The 12,379-nt window shown below is 34.7% G+C and carries 9 protein-coding genes; 5 read left to right on the top strand and 4 right to left on the bottom strand.

Going from position 1 to position 12,379, the window contains the following annotated elements; translation table 11 throughout:
* Nucleotides 1-70 precede the first annotated feature (70 nt).
* From BLV35_RS18325 to recG, 4 genes are all read right to left on the bottom strand, one after another.
* The gene (locus tag BLV35_RS18325) at nt 71-1,381 is read right to left on the bottom strand and encodes a TolC family protein (RefSeq protein WP_091093713.1); all 1,311 of its coding nucleotides are present in this window, start codon (nt 1,379-1,381) and stop codon (nt 71-73) included.
* A gap of 4 nt (nt 1,382-1,385) precedes the next feature.
* Nucleotides 1,386-4,481: an efflux RND transporter permease subunit gene (locus BLV35_RS18320; protein ID WP_091093645.1), complete on the bottom strand. Its 3,096-nt coding sequence runs from the start codon at nt 4,479-4,481 to the stop codon at nt 1,386-1,388.
* 76 nt (nt 4,482-4,557) lie between these two features.
* Nucleotides 4,558-5,616, bottom strand: a complete 1,059-nt coding sequence (locus BLV35_RS18315) for an efflux RND transporter periplasmic adaptor subunit (RefSeq protein ID WP_091093643.1) — start codon at nt 5,614-5,616, stop codon at nt 4,558-4,560.
* A gap of 305 nt (nt 5,617-5,921) precedes the next feature.
* Nucleotides 5,922-8,027: an ATP-dependent DNA helicase RecG gene (recG, locus tag BLV35_RS18310; RefSeq protein ID WP_091093641.1), complete on the bottom strand. Its 2,106-nt coding sequence runs from the start codon at nt 8,025-8,027 to the stop codon at nt 5,922-5,924.
* A gap of 167 nt (nt 8,028-8,194) precedes the next feature.
* Here recG and BLV35_RS18305 point away from each other — a divergent pair, with 167 nt between their 5' ends.
* The 5 genes from BLV35_RS18305 (at nt 8,195) to BLV35_RS18285 (ending at nt 12,110) form a co-directional block, all read left to right on the top strand.
* Nucleotides 8,195-9,391 carry a hypothetical protein gene (locus tag BLV35_RS18305; protein WP_091093640.1) on the top strand — a complete coding sequence of 399 codons (1,197 nt, stop codon included), beginning with the start codon at nt 8,195-8,197 and terminating at the stop codon, nt 9,389-9,391.
* 117 nt (nt 9,392-9,508) lie between these two features.
* Entirely contained in the window at nt 9,509-9,955 is a 447-nt protein-coding gene (locus tag BLV35_RS18300) for a NanQ anomerase/TabA/YiaL family protein (RefSeq protein ID WP_091093637.1), read from the top strand.
* A 151-nt stretch (nt 9,956-10,106) separates the two neighbouring features.
* The gene (locus BLV35_RS18295; protein ID WP_091093633.1) at nt 10,107-10,712 is read left to right on the top strand and encodes a transcriptional regulator; all 606 of its coding nucleotides are present in this window, start codon (nt 10,107-10,109) and stop codon (nt 10,710-10,712) included.
* Nucleotides 10,706-11,416 (top strand): DUF3307 domain-containing protein, encoded by a 711-nt coding sequence (locus tag BLV35_RS18290; protein WP_091093630.1) that lies wholly within the window; start codon nt 10,706-10,708, stop codon nt 11,414-11,416. Before BLV35_RS18295 ends, BLV35_RS18290 begins: the two co-directional genes overlap by 7 nt.
* 40 nt (nt 11,417-11,456) lie before the next feature.
* The gene (locus tag BLV35_RS18285; protein ID WP_091093627.1) at nt 11,457-12,110 is read left to right on the top strand and encodes a Yip1 family protein; all 654 of its coding nucleotides are present in this window, start codon (nt 11,457-11,459) and stop codon (nt 12,108-12,110) included.
* Nucleotides 12,111-12,379: the final 269 nt, after the last annotated feature.

The following is a 12,379-nucleotide window of genomic DNA, read 5'->3' as shown; positions in this document are numbered from 1 at the left end:
AAGTTCTACAAAGTAATTACAATCAATTAAAAGACAAATTAATATGCTTCGTTGAATAACATGGGAACATTTAAAAATTTAAGTTACCGGCAAGTTCTCGTAATGCAATTTCTGATAATTTTGCTTGAAATTGTGAATTGCTATATCGCACGGTGGCATTCACATAATTCAATTGTGCAGTTCTAAATTCTAGTGTGGTTATTGTTCCAATACGGAATTTATCTAAGGTAATATCTAGATTCTGCTTGGCAATAGCCTCATTTTTTTCTTCTAGTTGAATTAATTCCAAGTTTGTTGTATAGGTTTGATATGCGGTTGCTAGTTGTGCGTGAAGTGCTAGGCTCTGTTGCTCAATTTGGATACTAGAATTATCAATCTGTAAGGCTGCAATCTTCTCATTGCGTTTTTGTGCAAAGCCATCAAACAGATTTAAAGAAGCGCTAAAACCATAATTAAGTCCTCTAGCAGCCGATTGTGTTGTAAAGCCAAGGCTTGACTGCGTATCAGTAAAATTGTAGCCCGTATTTACTTTGACGGTAGGGTAGCGACCGGATTTTATTTTTTTAAGTTCTAATTCGGCTATTCTTTTATTGATTATTAGGGCTTCTACTTCTGGATTTTGTTTTTCTGCCAATACTTTCAACTCCGTAAAATCCAATTGTTTTTCCATTGTAAAGACTTCAGCTACTTTAAAATCAGCGGTAAGGTCTCTGGCTAGAATTTGATTCAATAAAACTTTAGCATTAGCATACATTTCTTTTTGCCTTAACAAGCTTACTTTATCGGTATTGATATCTACTTGGGCATTCAGAACTTCTAATCTAGATGCTTTTCCAATGGTAAATCTGTTTTGTGCCAAACTTACTCGTTGATTTGAAATTACAAGTGTACTGTCTAGCGCGGATAATTGCTGCTGCTGTTGTACCAAATCAAAGTAGGCGGCTTGAACATCGCTTATTTTTGTAATAATCGTAAGTTTCAATTGATTCTCTCCTAGTTTTTGTAACTCACTAAGTTGGTCTCTCATAGCAAACATTCTAAAGCCATCAAAAATAGTCCATCCTAAACTCAACCCATAGTTCAAGCTATTGCTTTTGGCATTATCAAGGCTGTTTATTGTTCCATCAGCACGGGTTTGAGAAAGATTTTGAATGTTGTTGTTATTTACAATTGAGGCTGTTGCATTAGGTAACATTCCCGCATTTCCAGGAGTGACATTACTTTCATCAATTTTTAAATTGTTTTCGGCAATCTTAATTTCGTAATTGTTCTCTAAAGCAATTTGTACCGCATCTTTCAGCGTTAATAATTCCTGAGCATTTCCTTGTAGAACACACAAAAAGAAAATCAACAGACTTTGAAGTAGTATTTTAGTTGTCATAGTATTAGTTACTTTCATTTTCATATTCTTCAATGTGGTCAAATTCAGGATAGTGTTTTTTAGCTTTAGACCACATAAAATAAAGTGCAGGAATAACAAATAAGGTTAGAACCAAAGAAAAGATAGTTCCGCCTACAATAACAACTCCCATACCAATTCTACTGGTAGATGCAGCTCCAAGCGACATGGCAATAGGCAATGCTCCAAGTGAAATCGCCAAACTAGTCATTAAAATAGGTCTTAAACGTGCTTCTGAAGCTTCGAGAATGGCTTCCAGTTTCGGTTTTCCTTGTTCTCGGAGTTGGTTGGCAAATTCTACAATTAAAATTCCATTTTTAGTTACTAATCCAATCAACATTACGGTTCCAATTTGGCTAAAGATATTCCAAGTTTGATCAAATAACCACAAGGAGAATAATGCCCCTGCAACGGCCATAGGAACGGTTAAAATAATGATAAATGGATCAATAAAACTTTCAAACTGTGCGGCAAGAATTAAAAATATCAATAGTAAAGCCAATCCGAAGGCAAAAGAAGTATTAGAACTACTTTCGACAAAATCTCTGGATTCTCCTCCTAGATCAGTGGTGAAAGTATCATCAAGGACTTTAGTTTTGATTTTTTCCATTGCTTCAATTCCGTCATTGATACTTTTCCCTGGAGCAAGACCCGCAGAAACGGTAGCTGCCATGAATCGGTTGTTGTGATACAACTGTGGTGGCTTGCTTTGCTCTTCAATACTCACAATGTTGTCCATTTGAATTAGATCACCCTTATTGTTTTTGACATACATCGATGTTAAATCCAATGGCTTTGAGCGATCTTGTTGCTCAAATTGTCCAATTACTTGGTATTGTTTTCCTTTTTTCATGAAATAACCAAAACGTTGTCCACTTAAGGATAGTTGCAACGTTTGTGCAATATCAATAACCGATATTCCTAAGCTCTCTGCTTTTTCACGATCAATAGTAACGTTAAGCTCTGGTTTGTTGAATTTTAAATTTACATCAGACATAGAAAAAGTAGGATCGTTATCCACTTCGTCCATAAACAAAGGAATTTTCTCTTCTAACTTACTGAAATTTTGAGTTTGAATAATGAATTGTATTGGTAAGCCACCTCGTCTGTTGACAGAAATGGTGGGTTGTTGTGTAACAGATGTTTTAGCATTTGGATATTGTTTGGTCCATTTGGTCAGTTTGTCTGCAATTTCTTCTTGAGATAACTTTCTTTCGCCAGGTTCTTTTAGTGACAAACGTACAAAACCACTATTTACGGAAGAAGATCCAAATCCAGGCGATGTAACCACTAAACTGACTTTTTTCTCGGGGATAGAGTCGTCAACTAATTTAGAAATCTCTTGCATGAAACGATCTGTATATTCGTAGCTAGAACCTTCTGGGGCAGTTATTCTTAATATCAAAGAGCTGCGGTCATCATAAGGTGCCGTTTCTTTTTGAAGTAAATTATAAAAGACAAAAATCAAGGCAAAACAAGCGAATAGAATAGGGAAACTCCACCATTTCTTAGCCATAAATCGCTCTAATGCATCTGCATAATTACTGTTTAATTTTTGGAAATAAGGTTCGGTTAAAATATAGAATTTAGATTTTTTTTGTTCACCACCTTTCATTAAATACGCATTCAACATTGGCGTTAATGTCAAGGAAACAAAAGCCGAAATTAAAACGGCAGCACCTATGACGACTCCAAATTCCCTAAATAAACGTCCCACAAATCCTTCGAGAAATATAACGGGTAGGAATACGGCTGCCAGTGTAATAGAAATAGAGATTACGGCAAAAAATATTTCGTTAGAGCCTTTGATCGCAGCTTCAATAGGCGTCATGCCTTCTTCTACTTTTTTAAAGATATTTTCAGTAACTACGATTCCGTCATCGACAACTAAACCAGTAGCCAGAACAATCGCCAACAAGGTTAATACGTTAATAGAAAAACCAAACAACCACATGATAAAAAAGGTCGCGATTAATGAAACAGGAATGTCAATTAAGGGTCTAAAAGCAATCGCCCAATCTCTAAAGAATAAATAGATAATTAGAATAACTAAGAATATCGATATTCCCAATGTTTCCGCTACTTCAAGTACTGATTTTTTTACAAAAATAGTATTGTCAAGCGCGATATTTAATTTGATGTCTTTGGGAAGATCTTTCTTTAAGGCTTCAAATTGCTCGTAAAACGATTTTGAAATATCTAGATAATTGGCTCCGGGACGAGGAACAATAGCCAGACCCACTAAAGGTAATCCAGACTGACTTAACTTAGTTTCAATATTTTCTGGACCAAGAACGGCAGAGCCAATATCGCTTAAACGCACTATTTTTTCTCCTTCAGAACGTATGATGATGTTATTAAATTCTTCGGCGGTAGATAAGTTTCCAACGGTTTTTACAGTTAGTTCCGTATTGGCACCCGTCAATTTTCCAGATGGTAATTCGACATTTTGTTTGCCAAGGGCTGTTCTTACCTCAGCAACAGTGAGTCCGTAAGAAGCTAGTTTTACAGGGTCAATCCACAAGCGCATAGCGTATCTTTTTTGTCCCCAAATTTGAACACCACTTACACCAGGAATCGTTTCAAGACGTTGCGAAATCACATTTTCTGCATAATCACTCAATTCCAGTTGACTTCTGGTATCACTTTGTACCGTCATCGAAATAATCGCATCACTATTGGCATCAGCCTTAGAAACAACAGGCGGTGCATCAATATCCTGCGGTAAGCTTCTGATGGCTTGCGATACTTTGTCACGAACATCATTTGCGGCTTCTTCAAGATCTTTATCCAAGTTGAATTCTACCGTAATCGAACTGCTTCCCTGAGAACTGGAAGAGGTAATATTCCTAATTCCGTCAATGGAATTTATGGCTTTTTCAAGCGGTTCGGTTATTTGAGACTCAATAATATCCGAGTTAGCACCCGTATAATTGGTTCTGATGGAAACTTGTGCCGGATCTATCGAGGGAAATTCACGAACGCCAAGATAGGTGTATCCTATAATACCAAATAAGACAATTGTCAAATTCATAACAATGGTCATTACCGGTCTTTTTATGCTTAATGTAGATAAACTCATTTTTTATGGGATTAATAAAATATCGTTACTGGGCTAGAAGTAGACTAATGGTATACTTATTCCGAGTAACTTTAAATTATTTGATGATTACTTTTACGGGAGTTTCATTTTTTAAAGACATAACACCACTTGTAATTACGGTATCACCTGCTTTTAACCCAGATAAAATCAAGAGAGAAGCATCTGTTCTTGTGGCCGTTTCGACCATGACTTCTTTGGCTTTGCCAAAATCAGAAATAAAAACTTTTTTTCCATTTTGCACTGGAATTACGGCTTGTGTTGGAACCACTATGGCATTTTTAATGACAGCAAGCGGTAACTCAACATCTGCAAAAGTACCAGGTAATAACTTTCCATCTTTATTTTCGGCAATAGCACGAACTTGTAAAGTTCTTGTTGAAACTTCAACCGAAGGTTCGATTGCATAGATGGTAGCCGAATATTTTTCAGTAGAGCCACTCACTTTAAAACTTAGGATAGTATTATTTTTTATTTGATTTGCATATTTTTCAGGAATTGAAAAAGTGATTTTCAACTTTGCGATATTAACTAAATTAGCAACTAAAATAGCAGGGGTAATGTAGGTTCCCACTGAAATAGAACGCAACCCAATACTTCCTGAGAAGGGCGCTCTAACAGCTGTTTTAGCTATTTGTGCCTTAATCAACTGACTTTGTGCTTTCATAGAAGCATATTCAGCTCTGGCAACTTCATACTCTTCCTGACTGATGGCTTCTTTTTGCAATAATAGTTTGGCTCTTCTTTCATTTTCGGATGCCAAGTTTTCCTTAGTATTCGCTTGACTCAATTGAGCCCGTAATTCTCTGTCATTAACTTTAAAAAGTAATTGTCCTTTACTAACATTGCTTCCTTCTTGAAAATTGATGCTTTCTACAATACCTGAAACCTCAGAGCGGATTTCTACTTGCTCATTGGCCTCTATAGAGCCAGAAAGAGACAAGTTATTATCAAAAGTTTCCGGATGTACTACAATTCCAGATAAACGCATCGCTTTTGGTTTTCCTGATTTACCATTGTCTGCTTTTGAATCTCCTTTATTTTCGATAATTCGGTAGCTGATAAAGGCACCAAAACCAACAATTAGTAAGCCGTAAATTAAGTATTTTATTTTCATGTTTATGTGGTAAAGTAGGATTAGGTTTCAATAATTTTTGTTAACAAACAAATTTAGGTTTTACAATTGGAATACATATTAGCTTAGTTTTAATTTAACAGTTGTACATACAAATATTTTTTTGAAAAGACATATAAAAATTCCTAATCGTTCATTTTATGACGATTAGGATATTGTTCTAAATATTAAAATAGTAAAAAACAGGAACAAATAAATTTCTCTATCCGTTCAAACTTCACAATAAGACCTTAAAAACGGCTAAAGGTTTAATTGGATTTTAAAATAAAATTAAGATTTTATAAAAATCAACTAATGTAATTCCAGATATTTTTCTTTTTTGTCAACTCAATATAAACCGCTCTTAAAGTAGCATGCTCTGGTTTTTGCAGTGGAGCATCATCACTAAGAATTTTAATAGCTTTTTCTCTGGCTAAGGCCAAAATATCTCTGTCTCGAACAATGTCGGCAATTTGAAGGTTTAATACGCCACTTTGTTGGGTTCCCATTAGATTTCCTGGGCCGCGTAGCTTCAAGTCGACTTCGGCAATTTCAAAACCGTCATTAGTACTTACCATCGTTTCCATTCGGGTTTTACTGTCCGAACTTAATTTGTGGCTGGTCATCAGGATGCAGTAACTTTGATCAGCACCACGACCCACACGACCGCGCAATTGGTGCAATTGCGACAGCCCAAAACGTTCCGCACTTTCGATAATCATTACCGAAGCATTAGGAACATTTACCCCAACTTCAATAACAGTTGTAGCAACCATAATATTGGTTTTTCCATCCGAAAAGCGTTTCATTTCCGCATCTTTATCGGCTGGTTTCATCTTTCCGTGCAAAATAGAAATGGAATAATCAGGCAAAGGAAAATCGCGAGAAATGCTTTCATAACCGTCCATTAAATCTTTGAAATCCATTTTTTCCGATTCTTGTATCAGCGGATAGACAATATATATTTGTCGGCCTAAGCCAATTTCATCTCTTATAAATTTCCAAACTTTTAAGCGATTGCTGTCAAAGCGATGCACGGTTTGAATGGGTTTTCGTCCCGGAGGCAATTCGTCAATAACTGAAATATCTAGATCGCCATACAAACTCATCGCCAACGTTCGCGGAATAGGAGTGGCGGTCATTACCAAAATATGTGGCGGAATTTCGTTTTTCTTCCACAATTTAGAACGCTGCTCTACCCCAAAACGGTGTTGCTCATCAATTACGGCCAAGCCTAAATTTTGAAATTTCACTTTGTCTTCTAATAAAGCATGTGTTCCTATCAATATTTGTAAACTTCCGTTTTCTAGTTCTTCGTGAATGATTCTTCTAGCGGCAGTTTTACTCGATCCTGTGAGTAGTTTTATGTTCAGATTTAGCTTTTCAGCCAATTCTGATAATCCTATAAAGTGCTGATTTGCTAATATTTCTGTTGGTGCCATCAAGCAGGCCTGAAAGCCATTATCAAGGGCTAGCAGCATGCTCATAAAAGCGACAATCGTTTTTCCCGAACCTACATCGCCTTGCAATAAACGATTCATTTGGGCATTGGTTCCCATGTCTGTTCTGATTTCTTTGATCACCCTTTTTTGTGCTCCGGTGAGCTGAAAAGGCAGATGGTTTTGGTAGAAATCATTGAAAAGATCCCCTACTTTAGTAAATGGATGTCCCTTTATTTTGTGTTTTTGAACCAGATTTTTGGTAATTAATTGCAACTGGATAAAGAACAATTCTTCAAATTTTAATCGGAATTGGGCTTTAGCCAAAGCTTCTGCGCTTTTGGGAAAATGAATGTTGAATAAGGCGGCTTTTTTAGAAATCAGATGCAATTCCTGCATCAGATATTCCGGCAGGGTTTCAGTAAACAACGCTTGGGTTTCCATAAAAAGCTGTTGCATTAATTTATTGATCACCCGGTTTGAAATTCCTCGATTTGTCAGGGTTTCGGTCGAAGGATACACTGGCTGCATCGCAGAACGCAAACTTTGTTCGTGCTCGCTCATCGCTTCAATTTCGGGATGGGCCATATTGTAGGCGCCGTTAAACGAAGTGCATTTCCCGAATATTACGCTGATTTCGTTTAGCTTCAACGATTCCCGAACCCATTTTTGTCCCTGAAACCATACTAATTCCATCTGCCCAGTATCGTCTACAAAAGTAGCTACTAGGCGTTTCCTACCTTTGGCAAATTCGACAGTTTTGATATTGATGATTTTACCAATAATTTGTACTTCGGCCACATTGTTTTGCAACTCGTTGATTTTGTAATAACGAGTTCGGTCAATATAGCGGTTTGGGTATAAATTGATTAAATCCTTATACTTATGAATCCCTAATTCCTTACGCAACAGTTCGCCCCGATTTGGACCAACGCCTTTTAGGTATTCGATAGGAGTAAGTAGGAGGTTGTTCATGTAGGGTTTTCCAAGTTCAAAATTCCAAGTTGATTAGTCAAAATTCAAGCTTGTTTTCTTATGAAGCGAAGATAGTTTTTTGTTTGGAATTTAGGAAATGAGATAATTGAAATATATGTAAGAAAAAAGTGTATATTTAAAGAATTATATTTAAATCTTAAATCACAATGAACAAATTATCAGTTATTTCGGTTCTGTTTTTTTGCGTTACCACTTTAGTACATGCTCAAAAAAACAAAGAACCATACAAATTTATTGAAGATATCAATACAAAAGTTGAAATAGATACTGTACCATGGAAGTATCAACTAGCGGCAACCAATCTTGCTACTATCGGTAATTATAAAAAAGCATTAGAAATGTGGGATAAGCAGGGAGGAAGTGTTCCTGAACTTTCAAAAAAAGACAGTTTGAATTTTATGCAATTCAAACCTAAAGATGCTAAAGATTACATTATTAACCGTGCTAAAAAAGAACGTCTTGTAATTATTAACGAAGCACATAATAATGCGAACCATAGAGTTTTTACCACTTCATTATTAAAAGGGTTGTATAAAAATGGCTATCGTTTTTTAGGTGTCGAAGCCTTAGATGATACGTTGATAAACAAGAGGAAATTTCCTATTATGGATGGAGGAAGCTTGTATATTCAAGAATCACAATATGCAAATTTATTAAAAGAAGCCTTAGATCTTGGTTTTACTTTGTTCAACTATGAATATAAATATGTAAAAGGGAAGACCGCAAAGGACAGAGAAATGGAGCAAGCTCAAAATATTGCTAAAATGATGAAGGGAAATCCTAAAGCTAAGTTTTTGATACATTGTGGTTATGATCATCTAAATGAAGGAACTCCAGGTATTAAAAGTTGGGAAAAAGCGATGGCCGCAAGAGTAACTGAAATGACCGGAATTAATCCATTTACAATTGATCAGACTACTAGTTCAGAGAGAGGAAACGCAGCTTGGAATAATTCATACATAAAACTCGCCAATTCTAAAACAAGTGTAATTATGGTGAATTCAAAAGATCAGACATTTAATGGAGGTATTGATGATGCTAGAGCTGATTGTAGAATAATTCATCCTGTTACGGTTTATGAAAATGGAAGGCCAAGTTGGTTAACTTTAGATGGAAAAAGAAAAGTATATACCATTAAAAAAGATTCTATTACTGAATTTCCTGTATTGGCTTTAGCCTATCGGATTAATGAATTTGAAAACGACGGAATACCTGCTGACGTCATCGAAATAGAAAATAAAGAGCAAGTTGCAAATATGATTTTACATAAGGGAATGTATCGAATAATTATAAAAAATAGACATTATGAAACTATTTTAGATTATCAAAAACAAATTAAATAGAAAATACAATTTCTTATAAAATAATTTTAGCATCAGTTAAAACGATAATTTTTTAAAAGAAATATGGGAATAGTTTACCTATTTTTGAAAGTTGTTTTAGTAATTAAATAGAAAAAAATGGTCATCGATAAAATTGAAAATTATACCCTTTATGCAAACTTGACAGAAAGATTAGCGAAAGGATTTGAATTTATTAAAAATACAGATTTAGTCCAAATAGAATCTGGAACCTATGAAATTGACAATAAAGAAATTTTTGCTATTGTTATGGAGTACGATACCAAAGAGATGAAAGACTGTGTGTTAGAAGGGCATACAAAATATATCGATATTCAGTATATAATAGAAGGTGTCGAATTGATGGGAGTTACAACTAAGAGCAACCAAAAATCACTTACTAGCGATTTAGATAAAGATTACACTTTTTATGAAGGAGAAACTTCGTTGGTGAGAATAGAGGCAGGGATGTTTACGGTATTTTTTCCTGATGATTTGCACATGCCTTGCATACAAGCGGCTGAGAGTTCAAGAGTAAAAAAAGTGGTGGTAAAAGTACAGATTTAATACGGATGATTATTTTGTGCCGTATGTAACTAGTTGTTTACAGATTATCGTCCCTATCACCGATTTGTTTAATTATCGCTTAATTTAACGATAATATAAAATATCGTCTTATTTAACGATATTTTCAGTATCTTGCTTAAAATTTAAAGAGATGAAGGCAGTAATCACCGGTGATATTATTAACTCCAGAAAAGTAGCTTCAGCATTATGGATGGAGGATTTAAAAGATGCTTTGAAGGACTACGGCGAGGAACCAAAGGACTGGGAAATCTACCGAGGGGATAGTTTTCAGTTGCTCGTAAATCCTGCAGATGCACTAGAAGTTGCCTTATTAGTCAAGGCCGCTATCAAACAACACAAAACGCTCGATGTTCGTATGGCAATAGGAGTAGGTACTGTCGATTATACTGCTGACAAGGTAACAGAATCGAATGGTACTGCTTTTGTAAACTCAGGAGAATGCTTTGACGGCTTAAAAAAACAGACTTTGGCACTACAAACACCTTGGCCTGCATTTGACGATACCTTTAGAATTATTTTACAATTAGTGGTTTTATTTGCCGATAATTGGACAAACACATCAGCCGAAATTATAAAAAAAGCATTAGAAAACCCAGGTATTAATCAAAAGGAACTGGCTCTTGCTTTAAACAGAAAAAGCCAAAGTTCGATAAGTGCATCTCTAAATAGAGCAGGGTATGAGGAGTTAAAAAATGTGATGGAGTATTATAAACAAGAAATTAAAAAACAATGGTAGAGTTATCTTTAATGCTTGTTTTAGCTCATTTAATCGGCGATTTTTTATTGCAGCCCACTGCTTGGGTCCGGGATAAAAAGAAGTATAAGATCAAATCAAAATACCTTTATCTTCATCTTTTAGTGCATTTTGCACTTTTGTTATTAATCACAAAATTTAATACCGAATATTTGTTTGCGTTAATTGTGATTGTCGGGAGTCATTTTGCCATTGATTGTGCCAAATTATATTTCGAAAAAAAGAAAACGGTAAAAATCTGGTTCTTCACAGACCAATTATTACATTTTGCAGTGATTGCCGCCGTAGTACGCTATTTCTATCCGTACGAACTCGATCTACAAGTGATTTATTCGACTAAAAGCCTAGCCTTAGTGACTGCCTTAGTCGCAGTTACTTATGTGAGTGCGATAGTTTTAAAAATAATGCTGTCTAAATGGAGCGATCAAATCAGTAAAAATAATAACGACGATACCAATAATGCTGGAAAATATATCGGCATGTTGGAACGGCTGTTTATTTTCTTTTTTGTGGTAATTAATTTTTGGGAAGGTATTGGATTTTTATTAGCAGCCAAATCCATTTTTAGGTTTGGCGACCTTAAAGAATCTAAGGATGTCAAGCTTACTGAATACATCTTGATAGGAACTTTATTGAGTTTTGGGCTAGGTATTTTGTGCGCTATGGTTTATAAATATTTTATTTAACCTAAATAGAGAAACTCAACAACTAATAACATTATAAAGTATGAATGATTTTGATATGGGACCTGATAGAAAGAGTATTTCAGAAAAAGATCTCTTTCAGAAAATTATTTTAGCTCCAAGAGAAGCTTTTAGATTCATTAATGATTACAAATATGAAAAGCATTTATATATACTATTATTTCTTGCTGGAATAGTTCGATCTTTCGATAGAGCTTCTAGTAAAAACATGGGAGATAATTATTCTATTTGGGCTATAATTGCAATAGGTGTCATTGCTGGAGGACTTTTTGGGTGGATTAGCTATTATATTTATGCAGCATTAATAAGTTGGTCTGGTAAGTGGATGAATGGAAAAGGAAATACGCAATCCATATTAAGAATTCTAGCTTATGCATTGTTTCCTTCAATCCTAAGTTTATTTGTACTTATTCCTCATATTGCAATTTATGGTAACGATATATTTAAATCTGAAAATGGTTTTTATAGCTCAGGATTAGTTGATAGTATTATTTATTATAGCTTTACTTTTATCGAAATTGTTTTGGGGATTTGGTCATTAGTATTGTGTGTGATTGGAATATCAGAAGTGCAGAAACTATCTATTGGTAAATCTATTTTAAATTTTATTTTACCCGTAATTTTAATACTATTTTTGATGTTGATTTTATTTTTACCGTTTCAACTATTCAATTAAAAGTTATTATTCTTATCTATAATTCTTGAATTTAAAGTAAACTAGCAAGCCGAAGTCTTCAGACTTTGGTTTTTTATTTTTGTCCAAAAAATAGAATGATACTATTTTATTTAATTCGTGGGTTCCATTTTAAAATTAAATCCTTTTACGGCGCTATGCTTTTAACTTAAAATTACCATAAAAGTAAGTTAAATATTATATTTTAAATTAAAACGTGTAGTTCATCGATTATTTTAGTCTGTTTAACGGAATTGTATGTATGTTTGAGA

Origin of the sequence: Flavobacterium gillisiae, assembly GCF_900107635.1 — a bacterium.
GTDB lineage: Bacteria > Bacteroidota > Bacteroidia > Flavobacteriales > Flavobacteriaceae > Flavobacterium > Flavobacterium gillisiae.
Note: the sequence above shows the minus strand (reverse complement) of the source record. Positions and strands in the feature narration are given on the sequence as shown.